Here is a 24,214-nt window from a genome sequence, read left to right as displayed (position 1 = left end):
CATCAATTAGTGTTATTCTTTGGAGTTGCATCCGTTTTTATTCTCATATTTTTTTAGAACTTGTACTATTTTTAGAATTTGTACTTTTTTTAGCATTGCAGGTGTTTATACCGGCTGATCGGTCATCCACGGAATCTTAATGGTAATTTTTGTGCCCTGGCCCAATCCGCTCTCCATCGAAACGCCGTACTCCTTGCCGTACAGCAGCAATAAGCGGTCGTGAACGTTGCGGATCCCGATGCCTGTGAACGGCTGCTTCGCATGGGTCGGATTCGTGGTTGTCTCCTCATAAGGTGCCTGCTCCATTCCGTCGCCATTATCGACGACCTCGCAGACCAGTGTTTCCCGGTCTCTGGTGATGATGACGTAAATATAACCTGTATGTTTTTTATGAAAAGCATGAAAAAAGGCATTTTCGATAAAAGGCTGGAGCATCAGCTTGGGCACCTGCGCCATCAGGCAATCCGGCGAGACGAAGTAATCGACTTTAATGCCGTGGCCATAGCGCACCTGGTTAATAAACACGTAATGCTTCAGGCTCTGCAGCTCCTGCTCAACCGTAATCGTTTCTTTGACATTGCTGATCGTATTTTGAAGCAGCGAGATGAGCGCATGAATCGTCTCTGTAGCCTGCTCATTGCTGCCCCGCTGGACCAATATGTTCACGGAAGCGAGCGTATTATACAGAAAATGAGGGTTGATTTGCTGCTGCAGCGCAGCCAGCTCCGCCCTTCGCTGCTCCTTCTGGGTTTCAACAAGTTTGCTGATATAATCATTGAGCTCGTCGAGCATATAATTGAAGGAATTGCTTAGCTCCCTCGTTTCGTAGGTACCGGAGACCGTCATGTAGTTGTTAAAATTGTTTTTGGTTACGTTCGACATCTTCTTGACGAGCGTTCGCAGTGATTTGGTCAGCCTGCGCGTTATGAAGTAAACGAGCAGTACTGCAGCCGCCACGATGCCTGTACAAATAAGCACGATCGCCTGCGTGTTGAGCATATGGCCGAGCACCATATTTTTATCGATCACATTCACAATGTAAAAATCAAACAACGGCAAATAATCGGCAAGCACGATAACGTCTTTGCCGATTATTTCCATCTCCAGATTGGCCCCTCCCGTTTGCTGTAGCGTCTTGGCGCTATCCAACAGCTGGTCTGACACCGTCCCGACAAGCTCCCTCCGATTGCTGGAGACGATGACTCCGGATTGATTGAGGATCATCACATCATTGCCGGTACTCGTAAAACTGTTGTAACTGCCGCTAAATTCGCTTTCCCTGATCATCATGTACAGCGTGCCGTAAATTTGCTCGCTTCCCGGTATGTACAGCGCTTTCGAAGCGACCAAATAAGGCTCGCCGGAACTCGCAGCCTTATCTTTCATAAAGCTGTATAGCAGCTTTCCAGGCTGACTGAGCGTGCTTTGTGTAATCGGATTTTGCTGAAGGTCTTGCGGAGAGCCGGTCCAATAAGCACGGTTGCTGATATAGCTTTTGCCGTTTACGCCGAGCAGCAAGATCCCAATGCTTTTGGTGCCGATTCGCGATTGGATCCGGTTCATCTGATCCTCCATGCTGTAAACAGTCCTGTTGTTCGTCAGAGAGTCCATATCCGGCCAGGTCAAATAATTTTTAATTGCAGCGCTTTGCGCTGTATTAATCGCTATGTTTACGTTGGAGTAGTGGAACGATTCCAAACCGCTTTTGATCTGGTCGATAATCTTCGAATTTGTGATACTGAACGTTTGTACAAACAGCTTTTTAGACATTTGCAAAGTCACCCATGAGGTTAAGATCGTGATGGAAATAATACTGATTACCATGACGATAAAAATTTTGCTAAATAAGCTTTGTTCTGCGATTTTCCGTAGACGGATTCCCATTGGCAGCCGATTGTCCCCTCATTTAATTTTTACGATATAGACTGGGCGAAATCCCCTTCAGCTTGCGAAACACTTTAGTAAAATAGCTGTGGTCGGAATAGCCGACCAGGCTGCCTATTTCTGCGATCGAAAGCGCCGAGTTATCACGCAGCAGCTCGCACGCCTTATCGATGCGAATGCGGTTCAAGTACTCGTTAAAGCCTTCTTTATTATGAACGGTAAAATAATTGGACAAATACGAGGCGTTAAAATGAAACAGCTTCGCCACTTCCGTTAATGTCAGCGGTTCCGAAAGATGCTCGTCGATATACTGTAAAATTTTTTGAAAGGCCGGCGAGCCGGCTTTTTTGCCAGTGACGCATTCCATTGCCTCGTTCAAAAATTTTTCTACCAGCGCAATCACGTCTGTAATATGATCCGCCTCATGAATCGAACGAAAATACTCATACTTGCTTTCATCCAAGGAAGCCGCCTCATAATGAAAATGCAGCAGGGAAACGATAATATTGAAAAGGCAGTGGCCTAAAGACGATTTCAACGCGAACATGTCCATGTCCATCCGCCCGGGCATCGACTGCACATAGCTGCGCAGCCGCCCAAATGCCTGAGGATACTCTTGGCGATTCAGCCCGGCATTAAAAGCTTCCATATCAAAACTGACGCTTTCCCCTTGCTCATTCAGCTCATCCAAAATCAAGTACTGCCGGTTCGACAAAAAGAAGCGGTGGTTGACGATTTGCATAATTTCATTGGTATAAACCTCGTGCATGGCTTCAATGTCTGTAAAAAATCGGCTAAGCGCGAAAAACAAGCCCATGCCCGAGCTGGCCCCAGTTTCCGCAAGCTGTCTGACCAAACGAGCGGCGGCCGCTTTGGCCTCCGGATCCAGGTTCAGCAAGAAGCGGATTTGCCCGTCTTGAAGAGACAGCAGCCGCACAGTCATTGGACTTTGCATATGTTGCACAGTGGCTCCGATGACGGCCTCGGCCCATTCTTCGCTGCGTTGCAATGTTGCCGAACCCAGCTGCGCATCCGCGATCAATAGAGCAAAGTCAGTGTAAGGAAGAGCGCTTTCCAGCTCCTGACGGTCGTACGGGATGGAATAGCCGGAAATCAGCTTATCGAGAATATAGTCCAGGGAATGCTTACTTTCTCCGGTCAGCTCCATACCCCGCAGTTCGGGGATGCGCTGAGCCGTTTTATGCAGCACTGCCAACAGAGAAGCGGCATCAAGCTTCGGCTTCAGCATATAATCGGCAACGCCGCTCTGAAAGGTCGAGCGAACATATTCAAATTCGCCGAAGCTGCTCAACACTACAATTTCAATGTCCGGATACATCGCCTTCACGACTTTCGTCAGCTCTGTACCGTCCATCAACGGCATCACAATGTCGGTCAAAATAATATGCGGCCGGTGCAAATGAACCAGCTCCAGCGCCTCCTTGCCGTTGGCGGCTTCGCCGACGATTTGAAACCCTTCGCTTTCCCAGTTCAACAGATGGATAATTCCTTGACGCACCAGCATTTCATCGTCAACCACGAGGATTCTGCCCTTTACCTCCATGTTCCGCTCCTTCAATCCAAATATAATTAGTCTCGCAATGACATCCATTTTTATACATGCAAAAAAACGAAAGAGGATGCTTCTGTGTGAAGCGTCCCTCTCTCGATTCTATTATGGAAATGGTATCCGCCATGCCATTCCTTGGCAACCTATTCTAGCAAAAAACAAACGAAATTACAAAGAAAATGCGAGATTAAGGCGGATAGATGGGGTCTACCTGCTGCTAAAAAAAGTGTGATATTTACGAATTAATTAGAAAACGGAGCCCACAAACCCGCGCGGCTTCGTTTTTTGTTGTTGCAGAATTTGTTAGAATTTGAAGTACGCTGCGACGAAAATAGCGGTTTGTTTCAGAATTTGTTAGAAAAAAAATCTTAGCCTCTTACAGTATATACATATATTCACAGACTTTTGATCATGAAAAAGCTTATTACATCCAGCCCCGATCCGCGAGGACTTGATACAATGTGTATTGTATGATAATGACTAGGTTTCTTTAAGCGCTATTTTCTGCAGAGACTCCTTTTCCTTTGAGTGCATTTGATTTCGATTTCCCCTAAGTAGAGGGATTGTCTTGAATACAAATCCTAAATCCATGTGGGTCGCGGTACTCCTGGTTGGATCGATAGCCTTTTGCACACTCTACCGTTTTCAAAAAAATAAGAAGAGAACCGAACCTTATTCCGATAGAAAGACAATATAGTGTGTAAGCAGCTTACTCAGGAGGGCCTTCTGAATGCAAAGTGAATACATGTACCAATTACTTATAAAAATGAAAGATGGTGATCAACGGGCGTTTCATATGATGTATGATGCCACCTATCAGGACATCTACCGGACAGTCTCCTTTCTGGTGAATCATCAGCAGGATCGGGAAGATATCATGAATGAGATCTATATGCAAATGTGGACCTCGCTTGTCAACTACGATACGAACCGACCTTTCCGCTTCTGGCTACACGGCTTGGTAATTCGTCAAGTACAGAGATTTCGGGTCAAGAACTGGCGGAGATTCCGAATTTTTGAACGCATTCGTGCCTTCTCTCGGGAAGAGCCTCATTGGGATCAGCCTACTGTGTTGATGGATGGGACGAACCAAATGATATCGCAGGCAATCCAAAATCTGACCGATAAACAGCGGACAGTGATTATCTTTCGCTTTTTTCACGACTATACTCTTGAGGAAATTGCGACTTTGCTCGATATTCCACTGGGTACAGTCAAGTCCAGATATCATGCTGGCCTTCAGTCGCTTCGAAAAAACTTATGGAATCTCCCCCCGGAAAGGATGGAAAATATCAATGACTATCGAACGCAAAATTCGTGAACATCTGCACAAAGAGGGAGAAACTATGGCGTGTCCTCCAACCATTTCCAAACGAATAGAACAATCCTATTCTCATTATTTGCAACGAAAAAGGAGCAAAATAACCATGAAAAAACGTTTAATTGGCGGAATAGTTGCTGCCGCGATTTTGATTCCAACCGCAGCATTTGCGGCCCCTCCCCTGATTGAAATGCTTACTAGAGCACCAATGACGGCTGAGCAAGTCAAGGTGGATGAGGTTGGCAAAGCAATACTTGAGAAGCTGTATAGCGCATTTCCCGAAACAAAATCGTTTGAGATTATCGATGCAAGCAGCGTTCAAGGCGTCCAAACAAGCATCACATTGCACGAAAAAGGAGGAATCGGCAAAAAGATTACCCTTCATACAAACAGTATTACGGGTGCAATTGAACACGTGAATCAAGAGAATTGGGAGCCTAAGGAGAAGCCGCTCACTGCTTTAACCGATCAGGAAATCAAGTCGAGGGTAGATAATCTCATTGATAAAATGTATGGCGACATCGGAGAATACGAGTTTGCTATGGAGCAAATGGAGAACCCGGTTCATAAAACATTTATGTTGAATTACACCAAAAAGGGATCAAAAACACCGTTCTACCAGGTATTTGTTCAGGGCAATACAATCAGTGTTTCTCTGATCGGAGGGGAGACCACACCATTAAACATTAAAGTAGAAGGTTTCTTCTCTACAAATGGTAAGCCTGATTATTTTGCTGATGCGTATTTAAATGATGAAAAACTGTTTTCTTTACTAAAAATTAGCCCAACGGAATTAAAGCAAGAATTAGCAAAAGGTAAATCGGTTGTGGAAATTGCTGCATCTAAAAATGTATCTAGACAACAAGTGGTTGATGTCATTGCAAAAACACAGGTAGATTTACAAATTCAAGGCGAAAATAGTGGCGATGTTCCAAAAAGCAATCTTTCCAATGAACAACTGTTAAAAGCTGTTGAACCAAAAGTATTGCAAATTATTGAACACAAAACGGAAACTTCGTCGAAGAAATAACAAATCAAGGGTCTAGATCACAAACATCGTAGGTAGTCGGGGACTAGGTGTATTATAACCCCGAATCTAAACGGTGACCCGCAAGAAGGCATTTTTAATGAAAAGTGTCCTTCCTGCGGGTTTTTAAGTTTCAAGACTACAGATTCAGAGCTTTTATTTATGATTGTGATTCGACAACCACCTTGGGGTTTTAGGTACTCCCCGTTTCACGGCTTACCAAGAGCAAGCTTAGAGGTCGGGCGGCTTTCCTTTGCCCATAATTTACTGAAAAAAATCCCCTTTGACCTAAATCCGCAAGAAGTAACGATCATATTCGAGGAAGATGACCCTTTTGGGGTCAGCACTTTGCGATTTTTTTTCACCACGTTGCATAAACAACTTTTTTCTAACAGATTTTGGAACAACCGTCTAACAAATTATGAAATAAGTCTAATTAATTGTGGAATATTACAAAACAACAACAAAGAGAGGGGCTCCCCCCTCTCTTTTATCTTAACTGCAACGGCTGTAGCCGCAGTTGGTGCAGTTCTTGCATCCCTCGCTGTTAATCAGCGAGGCGCTGCCGCAAGACGGGCACAAGTCGAGCGACGTAGCCGATTGGCGAGTCACAGCGTACTTCGCCGTTGACTCCATGACGACTTCCTGCGTCGCCGTCACGTAAGCGTCCGCTTCGTCGGAGAAGTCGCCGTGCATCTCCAGTGCCTTCGCTACTGCATCGGCGATAGATTCTACGCGATTAGCGCCGAAGCCGATCGCGCCGGAACCGCCGATGCCCTTCAGATGCTTGGTCAGCAGCTGTACCTTGTTGCCATGATCTCCGTAGCGAAGGAACAGCGAGATGACGCGTCCGAGCGCTTCCGACATGGCGAATACGTCGGAGCCGGCTTTGCCGACATTCAAAAAGATTTCGCTAGGCGTGCCGTTCATATCATTGATCGTGATATAAGCCATGCCAAACGGTGTGTTGAATTTATAAGTAGCACCGCGCAATATTTGCGGACGGCGTTTGTATTCCTTATCCAATACCGCTCCCGGTTTGATTTCGGAAGAAGCTGCAACCGTTGCTGCTGTAGTAGCTACCGCAAGACTCTCCTGCTTCGTGCTATCCTCTTTACTCGATTCCGCCTTCACAGCTTCACCTTTAGTCTGTGCATCGGCCTTATCTTCTTTCTTGTCCGTGGACAGCACTTGTACGTCGCGGCTGCCGTCGCGATAGATCGTAACACCTTTACAGCCCAGGTCGAACGCAAGCTCATACAAATTTTTCGTTTCCTCTACGGTGAAATCAGCAGGGCAGTTCGCTGTCTTGGAGATGGAGCTGTCCACCCACTTCTGAATAGCGGCTTGGGCGCGAATATGATCCTCGGCCGACAAATCCATCGCCGTTATGAAATATTCCGGCAGCTCCTCGCCCGGGTGAGCATCCTTCCATTGCTGAGCTATTGGAACATACTGCTTATCGAAGCCAAGACGGCTTTGACGGTAATATTCAAAAGCAAAGTAAGGCTCGATACCGGTAGACGTGCCAACCATCGTACCCGTGCTGCCCGTAGGCGCTTGGGTAATAACCGTGACGTTGCGCATTCCTTTCTTTTGGATCGCTGAGCCCACTTCCGGATATACGCTGGTCATGTTCTTCATGAAGCCGCTCTGCAAAAATTTGTCCGCTTCGAACTTCTGGAAGCTTCCTTTCTCCGATGCGATCTCGGCAGAAGCAAGATAAGCTTCTTTGGCCATGAAGCCGTAGATCTGATCAAGGAATACAAGGGATTCGGGGCTGCCGTAACGAATTTCCAGCTTGATCATAAGCTCGGCAAGTCCCATCGTTCCGAGGCCTACGCGGCGCTCACCCTGCTGGTTGATCCGGTTTTCTTCGAAATGGTAAGGCGTCTTATCGATAACGTTGTCCAGAAAACGAGTCGAATAACGAACCACTTTGCCCAGCTCATCCCAATCCACGTCATGCTTCTCGGCATCATAGAACTTGGACAAGTTAATCGCGGACAAATTACATACGCCCCAAGCCGGCAATCCCTGCTCGCCGCACGGATTCGTGCAAATGATCGGATTGAAGTACCAGCTGTTGGACATCTGGTTGTAATACTCCATAAAGACGACGCCCGGCTCGGCTGACTTCCATGCCGATTCAATGATGGTATGCCACACCTCGCGAGCTTTTACGGTACGGTATACATTCACGTTCTTGCCAAGCTTCTTCCACTTGTCCAAATCTCCGTCCCAGAGCTCGTCATATTCCGCATCCGTCGTATCGGGATACACGAGATCCCAGTCCAAATCTTCCTTCACGGCTTTCATAAAACCGTTGCTGACACATACGGACAAGTTGGCATTCGTAATTTGTCCCATCGTCTGCTTAACGGTGATGAAATCGACAACATCGGGATGCCAGTCGTTCATCATCAGCATCAAAGCACCGCGCCGGCTTCCTCCCTGCTCGATCAAGCCGGTCGTATAGCTGAACAGTCCGCCCCACGATACGGCGCCGCTTGAAGATCCGTTGACTCCTTTGACGACTGCGCGTCTAGGACGCAAGGAAGACAAGTTGATGCCAACTCCTCCGCCTCTCGCCATAATCTCCGTCATTTCGGACAGGGTGCTCATAATTCCGCCGCGGCTGTCGTGAGGAGACGGGATAACGTAGCAGTTGAACAGCGTCAGCTCGTCGCTTGCATCGGCTCCTGCGGCAATACGCCCGCCGGGAACCAGCTTCCAGTCATCAAGTATATATCTGAATTTATCCGTCCATTCTTGTACTTTCTCCGGGGTTGCTTCTACCGATGCCATCGCGCCTGCCAACCGATCCCACAGCTGCTCCGGTGTTTTCTCTAATGTTAAGGTCAATTTCTCGACCGAAGATTCTACGATGTCTCCACTGCGAAGCTTAATCTGGACTTGCTTGCCTTGCCGCGAAATCACTTCGCCTACTTCCTTCGCAGGAAATTTCGGGTCATCCTTTGTCAGTACGAGGACGGTATCTCCGACCTTCGTATGGCTCGTATCCGCATTCTTCATCGCATAGCGGTCCAGGAATATTTTCTCGCTTAATCCTTCGAGTTTAGAGCCGTTTACAGTGTTCAATTACAACAACCTCCCGAAAAATAGACTACAACAAAATCACAATATATGGTATGCATAATCCATTATAACTTACTACATATTGTGTTTCTAATGAGCGGATAGCGGAAATTGGAAGCCAGGACAAGACGTATTGCCATTTGCTTTGATTTGCTCCGGTATTCAAGCTTTTTCGCTCATTGAATCTTCATATTATTCGACAAAAATCAGTACTTTTGAGCATTGAAAATCCGACATATAGCGACTCGAGACCTATTGGCTGTACTAGTTATTTGTGTCTCAGCACACAGCTCAATGCACACCTTTGACAATCCGTCCCGAACATTGGTAACCTAAATATAGAAGGCTCGGGTTAGAGGGTATCGCTTTCCATATGATAGGAGCATATCATAAATAAAAGAACAAATCAAACATATGTTCGCATTTCGCTATACCAGCGGTTTTAGGAGGTTATTGCTATGTACTACTTGTACCAAAACGAGTTTTATCCGAAAGACCAGGTGCTTATTTCTCCCGATGATCGAGGCTACTACTTCGGGGACGGCGTATATGAGGTTTTTCGGGTATACAACGGAGCCCTTTTCGAGGCGGAGGGACATTACCGCAGACTGGAATCCAGCGCACGAGACGTACGGATTCCTCTCCCTTACTCCATAGAGCGGCTCGACGAGCTGTTAAAACAATTGATCGAGCTCAATCATCTGAACGAAGGCACCGTTTATATGCAGATTACCAGGGGAGCGGCGCCAAGAACGCATCCTTTTCCCAAAGAAACGGATCCCATTCTGATGGCCTACTGCACGGAAATGGCTCGACCGCTGCCTACAATGGAAACAGGGATCACAGCCGTTACGATGGACGATATCCGCTGGCTTCGCTGCGATTTGAAGACATTGAACCTGCTGCCCAACGTCCTTGCCAAGCAGCACGCACTGGACCAAGGAGTCCATGAGGTCATTTTGCACCGCAGCGGGGTTGTAACGGAATGCAGCGCCTCCAATCTGTTCATGGTGTCCCAAGGAGAGCTGCGTACGCATCCGGCCAACAACCTCATCCTGCATGGCATTACGAGAGCCGTCGTTCTGCGGCTTGCTCATGAAGCCGGCATTCCGGTTCGGGAAGAAGCCTTTACATTGGACGAGCTGCGTTCGGCCGAGGAAGCGTTCATCTCGGGGACGACTACGGAAATCACTCCTGTCATCTCCGTAGATCATAAACCGGTAGGACAAGGAGCTCCAGGCCCGGTGACGCGCAAGCTTCAACAAGCGTTCACACGTTTGGTGCAGCCTTAAGCTGAATAACCCAAAAACCTTCGGAGATCATCTCCGAAGGTTTTACTATATACTGCGTATAAGTGTCAAAGCTGAAGTAAGAAAGATAACGCGTGTCTAAGGCCTAGCTCATTGGCTAGAACCTGCCACGCAAGAGAACATTATCTCCGCAAGTTCCAAGCCTCATTGCCGTACTTATCCGCAATAAGCTGCTGAACCAGCGTTTGCTCGTAATCCGTCAAGGCTCCTTCCTCCAGCTCAACACCGAGCCCTTCGGCGACGCCTTCACGGAATGCGACTTCCACTTCCGCCAGTTGAACCGTCGGCCTTCCCAGCTCACGGCAAATGTCGTTGATCGCTACCGCTTTTTGCGAAAACTGCTGCTTCAGCCGCTCCTGAATCCGTTCGTTTTTAAAGCGCAGGACGCGGAACAGCTGCTCCGTATCCATATCGAGCAGAATCGATCCGTGCTGCAGCACGACCTGCTTTTGGCGGGTTTGCGCGCTGCCCGCTATTTTGCGGCCTTCTACCACCAGCTCGTACCAGGACGGCGAATCGAAGCAGGCAGCCGAGCCCATGGAGGCGTACTTGCTCTTGTCCTCCTCGCTTGCAAGCTGCACCATCTGCGCATCCAGCCCAAGCTTGCGGAACCCGAGCAGCAGCCCTTCGCTCAGCACGCGATAAGCCTCGGTCACTCCGCTCGGAATGCCTGGATAGCTCTCCGCTACGATAATGCTGTAGGTCAGCTCCTTATCGTGCAGCACGGCCCTGCCGCCTGTCGGTCTGCGGACAAAGCCCAGTCCTTCCTGCTCCAGCCGTTCGAAATCGACTTCCTCAGACTTTTGGAAGTAGCCGATGGACAACGTCGGCGGCTGCCAGCCGTAAAATCGCACGGTAGGCGGAACCGCCCCCTCGCTGTGAGCGATCAGAATCGCTTCGTCTACCGCCATATTGTATGCAGGATCGTGCGACCCAGTAGATAGAAAACGCCATTTTGTATTCATGCTGTTCCTGCCTTTCCTTCCATCCCGTGTATCATCCGAGATCTCGGTTCCATTATTTTTTGGCACAAATCGTTCTTGCTTCCGTCAGTTCTTCAATCTGAAACTGCCTGCTCGGCTGCTCCGATGCATCTGTAGCTACAATAGCTACAGCCCCATCCTCTCCAAGCACCGCAAAACGGTCTCCCATCGCCGCCACGTCGACAGGCCGGTGATCCCACGCCAGCTGCACCTGCTTGCGGCTTTTCAAATCGAGCAGCGCCAGCGGTTTTTCCAGATCCACGGTTTTGTGAGACACATCGTAGCGGTTGATCAGCATTTTTCCTTGCAGAGCCTCCATGGAATAGGAATACGGCTTCGTATTGGAGACGAAATTGTTGGCAAGCTCATATGGAACCTGCTGTGAGTTGAATTTATAAATTTTATTGGACCATTCGCTCTTATGGCGCTGGGAGATCATCATATAAATATCGCCGTTCGTATCGACGCTGACTTGATCCAGCGGATATCTTCTCGCTTCCTGGATCAGCTTCCCCCATTCTCCGGTGACCAGATCAGCTTTATATATATTGGAGCTCGTGCTTGCATTGTTGGAAGTGACGAAGTACACGTCCTTGCCTGCGCCTTCCACATCCTCCACACCTCCAGGCACAAGCCATTCCTTCACCCACCGATGCTCTTTCAGCTGAAAAATGCCTACCTTGGTCATTTCATTGCCTTGCTGAACGGTACGGTCTGCAGAAGCAACGAACAGCAAATCCCCGAAGGCATAGCTTCTTCCAGGAGCCCATTGCGGTGTCGGATAGGGCGTGAAGCTCTTGGACTGCTTATCCTGAATATACAAGCCCCGGAACGAAGTCTGGTCATTCGGATTGTATACGGTAACCACGGTATGGTCGGCCGAATAGCTAATGCTGCTGATAGGACCGTCGGTATCCAGAATCCGCTCGCTGCCCCCGCTTTTACTGTCGACGCTGAATACGTGATAATCATCCGCTACAAGCAAATCCCCGCCGCCCCCTGTCGTCAGCCGAGTTGGATGTGCTGCTCCAACCCCGGTCCCGCTTTCCTGCGGATGGGTGCCCCGGGAAACATACTCGAACAGTGCTAAGCTGAATAGAATCAAAGCAGCCAGCGCTAGGAGCCACTTTTTCAAAAAGCATCGTTCCCCCTTCATACATGAATAACCCCTGTAAAGCCCTGTTCGGGTTATGAAAGACCCCTTTTTCGTCCATACTAAAAGCTAACTCTAGTTCTATCTGAACTACCGTCGTACGCACCAAACTAATTATGCCAGCTTTCCTTACCGAAGGAAGGCTCCAAAGGAGCGGCATGCCATGCAATCTAACGATAAAAAACACCACGTCCGTCCGTTCAACGAACATGTACAAATTCTTTACGACCGGGAATGGTTCGAAATGCTGCACGACAAGGCGCTGCGTAACGGCACTTGGGACGATTGGACTTTGTACCAGCTGGCCTTCGAGGCGGAGCAAGCGAGCTTGATATCAAGCTTTGATCAGCTCCAGTCGCTCGTTCACATTCCGCAGCTGACGCCAATGCCCCATCAGATCGAAACCGCCAAAAAAGTGCTGACCGAAATGCGGGGCAGAGCTATTCTGGCCGACGAGGTTGGACTGGGTAAAACGATAGAAGCAGGGCTTATATTAAAAGAGTATATCATTCGCGGCCTTGTCAAAAAAGTGCTTATTCTTGTCCCCGCCTCTCTCGTGCTGCAGTGGGTCCGCGAGCTGAACCAGAAATTCGGCATACCTGCCGTTGCGCAGAAGAAAGAATATATGTGGGTGCAGAACGATATTGTCGTTGCGTCCATGGATACGGCCAAGCGCGACCCGCACCGCGACATTGTTCTCGGTATGGAATACGATATGCTGATCGTCGATGAGGCCCATAAGCTCAAAAACAAGAAGACGACAAACTATCAATTCATCAACGAGCTTCGTAAAAAATATTGCTTGCTGCTGACCGCGACGCCTGTGCAGAACGATTTGAAAGAGCTGTACAATCTGATCACGCTGCTGAAGCCGGGTCAATTGGGCGGGCAGAACAGCTTCCAGGCGAATTACGTCGTCGACAAGCGAATTCCCAAAAACGAGGAGCAGCTGCAGCAAGAGCTCTCCAAGGTGATGATCCGCAACCGCCGCAGCGACGGAAATGTCAATTTCACCAAGCGTATCGTGCGCAACATTCCTTTAGCGCTGTCTCCTGAAGAGCAAGCGCTTTACAATGGGGTGACCGATTTCGTCAAGGGGCGCTACGAGGAGGCGGGAGGCGATCTGAGCAGCATTCTGTCGCTTGTCACCCTGCAGCGCGAAGTATGCAGCAGCCGCGACGCCGTATTCATTACGCTGGTGAATATGTTCAAGAAGACGCCGGAGGACTCCCCGCTTCGGCCGCGTATATGGGAGCTGGTCGAGCTGATCCGCAGCATCAAGTCCAATACTAAGGCGGAGAAGGTAATGGAGCTCGTTCAGGAGATTAACGACAAGGTAATTATATTCACCGAGTACCGTGCATCACAGGAGTATTTGCTCCAGTTTTTGAAGGATCACAAAATTACAGCCGTCCCGTACCGAGGCGGTATGAACCGCGGCAAAAAAGACTGGATGATGGATTTGTTCCGCAACCGCGCACAGGTGCTTGTAGCGACAGAGGCTGGCGGCGAAGGGATCAACCTGCAGTTTTGCCACAACATGATCAACTTCGACTTGCCCTGGAATCCGATGCGGGTTGAGCAGCGAATCGGGCGTGTGCATAGGCTCGGGCAGCAGGACGATGTAAAAATATACAATTTATCAACCCGTGGAACGATTGAAGAGTACATTCTTTCGCTTCTTCACGAAAAAATCAATATGTTCGAGCTGGTCATCGGTGAGCTCGATACAATACTCGAACGGTTCGAACAGACTCATTCGCTTGAAAAGCAGCTGGCGCAAATGATTCTAAGCTCCAAAAATGAGGATGAAATTCGCCGGCAAATGGACGATCTGGGCCGTTCGTTCAGCGAGATTCGCACGGGGCTTACGCGCGATACGGACACGGGCGAAATGCAGCGCGTTAACGCGATGCTCGATGCCGTAGGCCAGACGATACCGAGGAACGATGCGGAGGTATCTTCATGAAAACCGATCAAATTCAAACGTTCGTCATGCGCTATCTCGAAGCGGAGCAGTGCGACATCCTGGAGAAGCATCCGGCTTATGTCACGGTGAAGCTGTCCCCTTCCGCCGATAAGGAGCTGAACTATCGCCCCTATTATTGGAGCTTTGTGGAGCGGACCGGCGTTACGCCGGAAACGATGACATGCACCTTTATTTTCGATCCCGAGGAATATAAGGCATCGCAAACAGTTAGTGCACCACCTGTCGGAGGACCGGCAGGTCAAGCTGCGCCATCCCCGGCAGGGAATAACGTCGCAGGCGCGCCTATGCCTCCCGGTGCTCCGGCCGACAGCATTTTGGGCCGTTATTTCGGCTTTGTGCCGACCCAAATGACGGCGCGCGTCCCCAAAGACGAGGTGACCTTCGGAAGCCGCAGACTGGGGCAAATATTCGAGGCCGTGCGCAATAAAGGACGGTTCGTCCATTTATATGAGCAATTCAAGCCCGAGCAGCAGCAAAAATCGGCCCCTATGTCTACGCTTGCCTACGAAACGTGGATGCAGGTGAATTACAAGGTGGAGATGGCATGCGATATGAAACGCAGCGAAATCCATTCGCTCGGCATCCATATGGTTACAGGAGAAATACGGGAGCACTTTCAGGATGTTTTGAGGACGCGGAGGCTGTCCCCCCGAATTCCGCCGCAGGTCTATATGATCCCGGATAGGCTTACCTTGCCGCGTGCCGTTATTTATTTGGAAGAGTATCTGGAGAGGAAGCTAAGGGATTACGATCATTCGTGGGCGGAGGATGCACAATTTCGGCTCCAGGACGAGCTGAACCGGATCCGTTCCTATTATGAATCGTTAATTCAGAGTGCCGATCTTGACAAAAAGCCGGATTTCGAAGCGCAATATGCGAACCGCCGGCAGGAAATCGACTGGCAGTTCCGACCGCGAATCGAAGTAACCGTCATCAATTGCGGATTGTTCCATCTTCAAGCGGGGAATCCGGCTATGAACTGACGAATTCCGCTAAATGACAGCAAAAATAGAAGCAAACTTTTTTTTGCCCGGCTACAGGTTCTAACAAACTTTTCAAGGCATATTTTATACAATAAGGGCATAGCAGTTGCATTGTGTGACAGCATCCGTGCCCGACTAACAGAAGTGAGAAGGTGAATGGATGAGAACTTCGATTTTATGGCTGTCCGCCCTGCTTCTTTGGACAAGCCTGCTGGTTGCCCACCCGCTCTCCAGTGCAGCGGTTACGGACAATCCGCCGATTCCCGCTCAAGCGCTACTGCCTGCTTCCACCGATTCCGCGGTGATCACCCCTTCTTTTATGGATGCGGTTAACCAATGGATGAAGCGAATTTCCAATGAACAAGGCTACGAAGCATGGAAGCAAGCCACTTGGACCAGCTATCCCCTCGGTCCCGGCACCCACGGATGGATCATATTGCTCAAATCCGGCGGGGCTGAAGTCGGCTATATGGTGTTGTATGCCGATGACCCGGGCAATCCGAACAAATACCGCCTTGCGGAATACGGCCGCGGGAATACGCCGCTCTTCAGCTTGAATACGCTGTACCGATCGTTGGTGCAGCTAGAACTTATCGATACTTCTTATCAAGCAGAGCGATGGTATTCCGGTCCGTTCTATGCCGTATGGAAGGTTACGTCCGGGACCAGCCAATATATCATTGATGCCAAAACCGGCGAGCTGCTGCCGGTCCTCTCCGATAAGCTGCCGGAAGCAGACAGCCTATCCGTCTCGTCTGCGCCCTCCGTACAGCCGGAGCATTCCATCTTATCCACCGTACAGATCGAGCCGTTTGATCCGTACGACCGACTGCCCTGGGTTTCAGGCAAGCCGATCGTCTTTAGCTCGCTTGAAGAGCTTGAAACCGCTCTCACTAAGGAGCGGAAGCTGACCTTCGTAACGGAGCTTTATGACCGTAAAGTTACCGTCCCGCTTGCAGTTACCGGCCTTCAGCGATGGAGCGACGATAGCGTGTTCCTGCTATTGGATCAGGAAGGGACTAGAGCCATTCCTTACGACACCGTCATGAAGCTGGGCAGCGTATTCCCTTAGGTTTTTCTCCTCCTCTCCCTATATAGAAAAGCTTCCCCGCCCTGGAGTCCGGAGATCGTGCCGGCTTGAGGAAGAGAAGCTTTTCATTTTTTTTTATTCCAGCGCATCCCGTCTACCCACATTCGCGCGGCTATAGGCAGCATGCCGAACCAGCGGTACTGCCACTGCTCGCGGGATTGCCTTATGCTTGCTTTCGTTTGCTTGCGAACCTCCCGCGGTGTTTCCATATAAATAACAAATTGCTCTGTTACATATTTCACCAATTCATCCGCTTTTGCTATCGTCCGCACCTCCTGCAATCTAAGCTGCATTTACTATTTTGTCCAGATTCAGAACTGTCCAACCCTCCAATTCCGCCATTTTGCCGAAACCCGGCCTATTTTTCCTGCATATGAGACACAAATAAAAACACCCGCCTATCCTTAAAAAAGGATATCGGGTGTTCGGTTTTTCGGTTTATCGTTACATTTTCTCCGGCGCTTCAATACCGATCAGGGCTAAGCCATTGCGCAGCGTAATGTGGGTGCTTTTAACCAACGCCAGGCGTGCTTGGCGAAGTGCCGCATCGTCAACGAGAATCGGACATTCGTGATAGAAGCGGTTGAAGCTTTGCGCCAGGTCAACCAGATAACGGCTGACGATGGAAGGCTCCAGCTTCATGCCGGCCTGCTCTACCCGCTCCTTGAACAGGTACAGCTGCTTCAGCAGTCCTTGAGCTTCCACATTATTCAACAAGGAAGCATCCAATTGCTCAGGCTGTACATCGAACTCAATCGATGCCCCGTCGTTCGCTTTGCGCAGTACGCTGCAGGCACGGGCATGCGTATATTGGACGTACGGACCGGTTTCTCCTTCGAAGTTCAACGCAACTTCCCAAGAGAATACGATGTCCTTGATCCGGTTATTGCTCAAATCGTTGAAAATAATCGCGCCGACGCCGACTTGACGGGCAACCTCGTCCTTATTTTCGAGATTCGGATTTTTCTCATTAATAATGTCTCTGATTTTGTCAATCGACTGCGTAAGCAGCTCTTCGAGGCGGATGACATTCCCTTTGCGTGTAGACAGCTTCGCGCCTTCCAGGCTTACTTTGCCGAACGGCACGTGTACCAGCTGGTTAGCCCATGGATAGCCCATCAGCTCGATCACCTTGAACCATTGCTGGAAGTGCAGGCTTTGTCCCGCATCGGTAACATAAATACACTTGTCGAAATCGTAAGTGTTCTTACGGTAAATCGCTGCCGTTACGTCACGGGTATGATACAACGTGCCGCCGTCCTTCTTGATCATCAGAGCCGGTGGCATATTGTAGTCGTCCAGGCGTACGAGCAGGGCTCCTTCGTCCTCTTCAAGCAGGTTTTTCTGCTTCAGCTCGTCCACTACGGCCGCCATCTTATCGTTATAGAAGCTTTCGCCTGCATAGGAATCGAATTTCACGCCCAGCAAATCGTAAATTTTCTGAAATTCCTTCAAGCTGATTTCCACGAACCATTTCCACAGCTGCAGCGCATCCTCGTCACCCTGCTCCAGCTTGACGAACCATGCGCGGGCTTCATCCTCCAGCTCAGGCTTCACATCCGCTTCGTCATGGAACTTTACGTACAGCCGCTGCAGCTCATCGATCCCGTCGGCTTCGACGACGCTCTTGTCTCCCCACATCTTGTAAGCGACGATCAGCTTGCCGAACTGGGTGCCCCAGTCGCCCAAATGATTGATTCCGATACAGTTGTAGCCTAGGAATTCGAAGATCTTATAAATCGCATTCCCGATCATGGTCGTGCGCAAATGTCCGATATGAAACGCCTTGGCGATGTTAGGCGACGAATAATCGATTGCGATGTTGCGGCCTTGTCCGATATTTTGCGCGCCGTACCGCTCTCTTTGCTCCAGCACTTCGCCAAGCACGTTCTTGGCAAAATAGGCCGGCTCCAAAAACACATTGAAATACCCGGATACAGCTTCGACCCGTTGAAAAGCCGGATGTCCCTGCCAATTTTGCTTCAATTCCTCGGCGATGGCCTGCGGCGCTTTCCGAAACTGCTTGCTTAATTTGAAGCAAGGCATCGACAAGTCGCCCATCTGCGGATTGGGAGGATATTCGATCAATTCCGCAATCGCTTCCTCCGTTATTCCCTCGAGCTGAGCTATCAATTGTGACGCCAATATATTTTTATAATTCATCCTCATGGTCCCCTTTCCGTCCATCCGTATGATCGTTTATTCAAGCAACAAAGCACCCCAAGCGGGGTGCTCGCTATTCGTAAGTTCCGGTTTGCCATCATTTACATATGTAGCTATTATATCTATCCTGAAAAATCGAGTCAAGCGCCTAAATACGCCATATCGCCCTACTGTATCCGAAACTTGCGGACCAGCCCGTTCAGCTCCTCGCACAAGCCTTCAATCGCGTGAACCGACTTCGTAATTTGCTTCATCGATTCCAGCTGGCTGACGGATAAGCCAGCTGCCTGTGCCGATTGCAGCGAGGAATTTTTTGCTATCGACGCCGTCTCCAGCACCGAAGCGGACACTTCCTCCGAGCCTGCCGAGATTTGCTCGGAAATTGCCGATATTTCGGTAATTTGCTCGTTGGTTTGCTGCGCCTTGTCTACGATTTGGTGGAAGCCTCCCGCCAGCTGGTTGACGAACGCTTTCCCCGTTTCCATCTCCTGTATTTCCCGGTCCATTGCCGCAACCATCCGGGCGACCTTCGCCTGGACCGCTTCAATCAGCTCGGCGATATGCTCCGAGGACAGACGGGACTGCTCCGCGAGCTTGCGGATTTCACCGGCTACGACGGCAAAGCCCCGCCCTTCCTCGCCCGCACGCGAAGCTTCGATAGAGGCATTCAGCGCTAGCAAATTCGTTCTCGCCGAAATATCGCTCATGACCTTCACAATCTCTCCGATTTCCTCGGAGTGGGTGGATAGTTCCCTTACCGCGCCGGACGATACTTCAACAGACTGGTGAATCGCCTCCATTTGCAGCAGCACCTTGTCCAAAGTGAGGCTCCCCTCCTCGGCGGCGCGAAGCGTATCGTACATCATTTCCGACATAGCCATTGAGGAATCTGCGATTTCCCCCATGCTTGCCGATATTTCCTCCATGGCGCGGGCGCTTTCCTCCGTCCCTTTCTCCTGGGCTTCGGCACCGCTGGCTATTTGCTGCATGGATGAAGTCATCGTATGAATCGCAGTCACTGTCGTATCCGCATCATGGGCCAACATCTTTGTCGTTTTGTTGACCTCGCGCGATGTTTCTTCGATAGTATAAATCATAGTCTTGAGCTGCTGTGTCATTTGATTGACGGAATGAACCAAGCTTCCGATCTCGTCCTTGCTTTTGGTTACGATCGGCTCTCCGGTCAAATCCCCTTCCGAAATCCGCTTGACTCTCGCGCTTATCGCCTCGATCGGCTTAATCATCCGGCTGATCAACAAGAAGGCCACGAATGCCGCAATGACCGGGAAGATGCCTCCCGTTTGCAGCGTAAATTGCAGCATGTTCCAGGTCCGGTCCGTTAAGATCGACGCATCGAAATCGATCGCCATAACCGCCACAATTTCTTTGGAAGCATCATGGTCGGCGAAGATCGGGGCGTACCCCGTCTTTCTCTCTCCGCTGCCGAACGTATAGACGGACGATGCTTCCGGGTGCTTCATGTTCACCAGCATATCCATCGCATTACGATCTATGTAAAATTTATCGCCCGCCTTAAAGCCTTCCTGCTGCAGCCGCTTGTCGGGTACTAGCAGAACACCGTTTAAGCTTATAATGGCGGCATTTTTGAAGATGGGCTTGTGATCGACAATCCAGTTCACTTTATCCTGCAGCTCTTTGGAGGCTTTACCCTGGGCCAGATCTTTGATTTCCGATGCTGTCAAAAGTCCCGAGGTGATACTTGCACAACCGATGAGCTCATCTCCGGCCGATTGATCAATTTGCTTGTAATTGACATAATAACCAATGACCAGCAAGGAGAAAACGCTTGCCAATACGGCAACCACAACGAGCCAGGTCACTTTCCCTACAATACCTAATTTCATGGACGATCCCCTCTTTTCATAGAACCACTGATGTCGTTTGATTTCATAGTATCGCTAACGGTGGTTAGTCACTGTGATTTATATCACACCAGGATATATTTCCCATCTCCTTCCACACAAAATGTAATGAGTTTGTTACTCTTTGCCTATGGGGGAACTGATATAATGAGGGATAATTTCTTATAACAGCATTCACGGAAAGCAGGCGATTCCACTTGACCTTCACCCGCTGGGCCCCCGCTTTGCTCTGCATGCTTACGATGCTTTGCAGCGGATGCTCGCTTATTCAAGATCCGCAATCGTATATGCGCAAGCCGAAGCTTCCGGAAGACAAGGCGAGCCTGAATCACGTCATCGAGCAGGCGATTCCTGCAGGAGCTTCCATTCTTCGGCCCAAACGATCGGACGATCCCGCTTCGATTTATATTAAAGATTTGGACAACGACGGCAATCCGGAGGCGGTCGTCTTTTATAAAACCCAAGATGCGATCAAAGGCATGCTGTGGACGCGCAGCGGCGATACCTGGACACTGGTCAGCGAAATGACAGGAGACGGCTATGAGCTCGATTCCTTGCAGTTCGAAGACTTGACGAATGACGGCAGGCTGGAGATTGTCGCCGGCTACTCCGGAGGGATCAGGCTGAGCATGGGTCTCGTTATTTATCATTTGGACGGCGGGAAGCTGACTACACTGTATCAAAGCCCTTACAACGAGATGATTATCGACGACTTGAACCAGGATCAGCAAAAAGATATTACGCTCGTGACTATGGAACGGAATGTATCGTCCAAAATAACTACCTTCCAATATAACGGCAAAGATTTTCAGCCGATTGGTTCGGTACCTCTGGATCCTTATGTGAACGGCTACTACAATATAGCGGCAGGATATGTTGCCGACTCCATTCGCGGCTTGCTGCTGGATGCGGGGGTAGGCGCCCATTCCTCCACAACGCAGCTCGTCCGCTTTGACGGGGGCCAGCTGGTCAAGGCGTTCCCGGACAATAAGCTGCCCTTCAGGTCGGGGTCTGCCCTAAGCGGAGATATCAATCAGGACGGGATTATGGAGATCTCCATCGACATGGCTCCCAAAGGCTCGGAGAGCGAAGCTTACGCGTATACGCCTTGGATTACCGAATATTATCGCTGGGACGGTCAGGAGGGACTGAGCAAGACACCGTTATACCGCCGATACTATGATTATTTGAACGGCTTCTATTTGGAAATCCCGGCGGAATGGAAAGACGCATTCGGAGTCAAGCGTACGGAGAATACGCATCGTTTTTATTTCACGGATACGGACACAACGATATTCGAATGGGAAACGATACCGAAAGAAAGCTGGGATTCCGGCGATATCCAGGGCAAAGTAATAGGACGCACAGACAAGACGGTCACCGTGCTGCACCTGCCTTCGGATAACAGCAAGTATGCGGACAATTTCCATTCCGTGACGGAGCTTCAAAGAGAGGAGAATTCCGATGAGTAAAGTGCTCATTCTCGAGGACGAAGAATCCATCCGCAGCTTTGTCGTCGTCAATTTGAGACGGGAAGGATTCCATATTATTGAAGCGGCTACAGGAGATGAAGCCATCCAGCGATTTCAGGAGCATCCCGATCTGGGTGTTGCGCTGCTGGACGTCATGGTGCCCGGGCGGGACGGATTCGAGGTATGCCGCCGGATCCGGGAGCGCAACGAGCGGGTCGGCATCATCTTTTTGACGGCCAAGGTACAGGAGAAGGACAAAATTCTGGGCTTGTCCCTCGGAGCCGACGATTACATCAGTAAACCGTTCAGCCCGGGCGAGCTCATGGCCAGGGTACATTCCCTCCTGCGCCGCGTTCAGCTTCAATCTCCTTCCCGGCAGCAGCACGATCCCGTATACCGGTCGGGTCCGTTCGAGCTTCATACCGCCTTGCGCGAGTTTCGAAAATATGGCGAGCTCATCGACCTGACTCCGACGGAAATGGCGCTGGTACAGCATTTTATGCTGCATCCCGGCATTCCGCTTAGCCGTGACACCCTGCTCGATGAAGTATGGGGCGAGAATTATGTCGGCGATCCGAAGATGGTCGACGTCAATATCCGGCGCTTGCGGCAAAAGGTCGAGGAGGACCCGTCCAAGCCGGCTTACATCGAGACCGTTTGGGGCTTCGGCTATAAGTGGAAGGATTGCGAACAATGATGCGTAAGGGGATTAAGCGGCTTGTCGTATCTCACTATGTACTCGTCGTGCTGCTGACGCTGGTCCTGGTCGAAAGCGTGTTTATCTACTCGGTTCGCACCTTTTATTACAACAGCATTTTCAACAACCTGAACAACCATGCTCAGGTGTCGGCGTCCTTCTATAACAAGTTTCATTCCGATCTGAATGTCCTTACATTCGACAAGCAGCTTCCGGACGTTACCGAATCATTCGCCCATCCCAGCGCGGAGCTGCAGGTCATTACCAAGCAAGGTACCGTGCTGGCTACAACAAGCGGCTTTGATGTCCGCGAGCAAATCAAAACCAGGGACGTGACTGCAGCGGCGCAGGGGACCTCCGGACGCTGGATCGGGACCAACGATCCGACCGGCGAGCGGATCATGGCTGTAGCGACGCCCCTGCTATGGAACGGGCAGCCGATTGCCGTGCTTCGTTATATCACCTCGCTGCAGGAGGTCGACCGGGTGATCCGCAACATATCCGGCATCGCCCTGCTGATCGGCTTCGCCATTCTCGGCGCCGTATCCTTGGTCAGCTTGGCTCTCGCCAATTCGATCGTCCGCCCGGTCAACCGCATCACGGCGGCTTCCGCTCTGATGGCCAAAGGCCGCTTCGATGTTCGCGTAGACGAATCGTACCGGTACGAGCTTGGAGATCTGGCCAAAACATTGAATTTTATGGCGCAGGAAATCGTCAAGAGCGACAAGCTGAAGAACGACTTTATTTCGTCCATATCGCACGAGCTCCGCACGCCGTTGACGAGTATAAAAGGCTGGAGCGAGACGATACTGTCCGGCGATCTGGAGGATAAAGACGAGACGAAAACGGGACTCAGGATCATATCCAAGGAGACCGACCGGCTAGTCGGGCTTGTCGAAGAGCTGCTCGACTTCTCCCGTCTGGAGCAGAAGCAGCTGTCGCTCGATATCGGACAGGTCGATATGGAATATTTACTTAATGAAGTCATGCTCCAGATGGCGGCCAAAGCCCGCTCCAAACGCGTTTCGTTCCAATATGTGCGGAAGGGCGAAGCAAGTCCGCCCTCCATTCCCGGGGATCCTAACCGGCTCAAGCAAGTTTTTCTGAACATAGCCGATAATGCGGTCAAGTTCGCTGATCCGGATACGGCGATTACCGTAACGGCTTCTGTGGAGCCGGATGCCCTCGCCGTCAGCATACGCGACATAGGGGCCTCCATTCCTATGGAACATCTTAGCAAAATTACGGAGAAATTTTATCAGGTGAATCCGCAAGGTGAAGGAACCGGACTCGGGCTTGCGATCTGCAAGGAGATCGTTGAGCTGCATGGCGGCAAGCTTGCTGTCTCCAGCTCGGATACAGAAGGCACTGCCGTTACGGTTCGGCTTCCATTGTCTTGATCTTCTCCTACCCTCCTACTAAAAAAAGCCACCGTGAGGGTGGCTTCGGGCTGTCGTGCAGCCTGATTATGCGGAATATGCAAAAGGTGGTAGGTGGTGTATCTCCTGCAGGAGCGTTAGCGCCCGCCTTTGTTATCAGGAATTCACCACTGAAAGGGAGTAGATTAATAATTCCTGATAACAACAGCG

The 24,214-nt window shown here is 50.1% G+C and carries 17 protein-coding genes; 9 read left to right on the top strand and 8 right to left on the bottom strand.

The genetic code is table 11. The annotated features are described in order from the left end of the window. Nucleotides 1-105 precede the first annotated feature (105 nt). Entirely contained in the window at nucleotides 106-1,884 is a 1,779-nt protein-coding gene (locus DVH26_RS09845) for a sensor histidine kinase (RefSeq protein WP_239633516.1), read from the bottom strand. Nucleotides 1,885-1,906: 22 nt separating this feature from the next. Beyond that, nucleotides 1,907-3,448 carry a response regulator transcription factor gene (locus DVH26_RS09840; protein ID WP_239633515.1) on the bottom strand — a complete coding sequence of 514 codons (1,542 nt, stop codon included), beginning with the start codon at nucleotides 3,446-3,448 and terminating at the stop codon, nucleotides 1,907-1,909. Nucleotides 3,449-4,184: 736 nt separating this feature from the next. Between DVH26_RS09840 and DVH26_RS09835 the strand changes: the two genes are divergently transcribed. Both DVH26_RS09835 and DVH26_RS09830 read left to right on the top strand, forming a co-directional pair. Beyond that, a complete protein-coding gene (locus DVH26_RS09835; protein WP_239633514.1) occupies nucleotides 4,185-4,775 on the top strand; it encodes a sigma-70 family RNA polymerase sigma factor in 591 nt (196 codons plus the stop codon). Beyond that, the gene (locus DVH26_RS09830; protein ID WP_239633513.1) at nucleotides 4,750-5,805 is read left to right on the top strand and encodes a hypothetical protein; all 1,056 of its coding nucleotides are present in this window, start codon (nucleotides 4,750-4,752) and stop codon (nucleotides 5,803-5,805) included. The genes DVH26_RS09835 and DVH26_RS09830 overlap by 26 nt, the downstream gene beginning before the upstream one ends. 492 nt (nucleotides 5,806-6,297) lie before the next feature. Here DVH26_RS09830 and DVH26_RS09825 read toward each other — a convergent pair whose 3' ends face one another. Then, nucleotides 6,298-8,838, bottom strand: a complete 2,541-nt coding sequence (locus DVH26_RS09825) for an adenosylcobalamin-dependent ribonucleoside-diphosphate reductase (RefSeq protein ID WP_379454365.1) — start codon at nucleotides 8,836-8,838, stop codon at nucleotides 6,298-6,300. A gap of 521 nt (nucleotides 8,839-9,359) precedes the next feature. Between DVH26_RS09825 and dat the strand changes: the two genes are divergently transcribed. Further along, nucleotides 9,360-10,193, top strand: a complete 834-nt coding sequence (gene dat, locus DVH26_RS09820; RefSeq protein WP_239633511.1) for a D-amino-acid transaminase — start codon at nucleotides 9,360-9,362, stop codon at nucleotides 10,191-10,193. Between the two features lie 140 nt (nucleotides 10,194-10,333). On the opposite strand, the gene DVH26_RS09815 is transcribed toward dat, so the two are convergent. Together DVH26_RS09815 and DVH26_RS09810 are read right to left on the bottom strand one after the other, a co-directional pair. Continuing rightward, nucleotides 10,334-11,176, bottom strand: a complete 843-nt coding sequence (locus DVH26_RS09815) for a lipoate--protein ligase family protein (RefSeq protein ID WP_239633510.1) — start codon at nucleotides 11,174-11,176, stop codon at nucleotides 10,334-10,336. A 52-nt stretch (nucleotides 11,177-11,228) separates the two neighbouring features. Further along, nucleotides 11,229-12,329, bottom strand: a complete 1,101-nt coding sequence (locus tag DVH26_RS09810; protein ID WP_239633509.1) for a hypothetical protein — start codon at nucleotides 12,327-12,329, stop codon at nucleotides 11,229-11,231. Between the two features lie 181 nt (nucleotides 12,330-12,510). On the opposite strand from DVH26_RS09810, the gene DVH26_RS09805 reads away from it, so the two are divergent. The 3 genes from DVH26_RS09805 to DVH26_RS09795 all read left to right on the top strand — a co-directional run bounded on the left by DVH26_RS09805 (nucleotide 12,511) and on the right by DVH26_RS09795 (nucleotide 16,392). Continuing rightward, on the top strand, nucleotides 12,511-14,316 hold the full coding sequence (locus tag DVH26_RS09805; protein WP_239633508.1) for a DEAD/DEAH box helicase: 1,806 nt from the start codon (nucleotides 12,511-12,513) through the stop codon (nucleotides 14,314-14,316). Further along, the gene (locus DVH26_RS09800; RefSeq protein ID WP_239633507.1) at nucleotides 14,313-15,320 is read left to right on the top strand and encodes a YqhG family protein; all 1,008 of its coding nucleotides are present in this window, start codon (nucleotides 14,313-14,315) and stop codon (nucleotides 15,318-15,320) included. Before DVH26_RS09805 ends, DVH26_RS09800 begins: the two co-directional genes overlap by 4 nt. A gap of 160 nt (nucleotides 15,321-15,480) precedes the next feature. After that, entirely contained in the window at nucleotides 15,481-16,392 is a 912-nt protein-coding gene (locus DVH26_RS09795) for a hypothetical protein (protein WP_239633506.1), read from the top strand. An 83-nt stretch (nucleotides 16,393-16,475) separates the two neighbouring features. Here the strand turns inward: DVH26_RS09795 and DVH26_RS09790 are convergent, their stop codons facing one another. The 3 genes from DVH26_RS09790 to DVH26_RS09780 form a co-directional block, all read right to left on the bottom strand. Continuing rightward, nucleotides 16,476-16,703 (bottom strand): YqzE family protein, encoded by a 228-nt coding sequence (locus DVH26_RS09790; protein ID WP_379454076.1) that lies wholly within the window; start codon nucleotides 16,701-16,703, stop codon nucleotides 16,476-16,478. Nucleotides 16,704-16,854: 151 nt separating this feature from the next. Then, nucleotides 16,855-18,573: an arginine--tRNA ligase gene (gene argS, locus DVH26_RS09785; RefSeq protein WP_239633505.1), complete on the bottom strand. Its 1,719-nt coding sequence runs from the start codon at nucleotides 18,571-18,573 to the stop codon at nucleotides 16,855-16,857. Between the two features lie 167 nt (nucleotides 18,574-18,740). Next, the gene (locus DVH26_RS09780; RefSeq protein ID WP_239633504.1) at nucleotides 18,741-20,438 is read right to left on the bottom strand and encodes a methyl-accepting chemotaxis protein; all 1,698 of its coding nucleotides are present in this window, start codon (nucleotides 20,436-20,438) and stop codon (nucleotides 18,741-18,743) included. Between the two features lie 215 nt (nucleotides 20,439-20,653). On the opposite strand from DVH26_RS09780, the gene DVH26_RS09775 reads away from it, so the two are divergent. From DVH26_RS09775 to DVH26_RS09765, 3 genes are read left to right on the top strand one after another with little or no spacing between them, the layout of a single operon-like run. Further along, nucleotides 20,654-21,928 carry an FG-GAP repeat domain-containing protein gene (locus DVH26_RS09775; protein WP_239633503.1) on the top strand — a complete coding sequence of 425 codons (1,275 nt, stop codon included), beginning with the start codon at nucleotides 20,654-20,656 and terminating at the stop codon, nucleotides 21,926-21,928. Further along, nucleotides 21,921-22,625, top strand: a complete 705-nt coding sequence (locus DVH26_RS09770) for a response regulator transcription factor (protein ID WP_239633502.1) — start codon at nucleotides 21,921-21,923, stop codon at nucleotides 22,623-22,625. Before DVH26_RS09775 ends, DVH26_RS09770 begins: the two co-directional genes overlap by 8 nt. Further along, on the top strand, nucleotides 22,622-24,025 hold the full coding sequence (locus DVH26_RS09765; RefSeq protein WP_239633501.1) for a sensor histidine kinase: 1,404 nt from the start codon (nucleotides 22,622-22,624) through the stop codon (nucleotides 24,023-24,025). The genes DVH26_RS09770 and DVH26_RS09765 overlap by 4 nt, the downstream gene beginning before the upstream one ends. The last annotated feature ends 189 nt before the right edge of the window (nucleotides 24,026-24,214 follow it).

The organism is Paenibacillus sp. H1-7 (assembly GCF_022354825.1).
GTDB lineage: Bacteria > Bacillota > Bacilli > Paenibacillales > NBRC-103111 > Paenibacillus_S.
The sequence above is the reverse complement of the archived record's forward strand: the minus strand, read 5'-3'. Positions and strand labels throughout refer to the sequence as shown.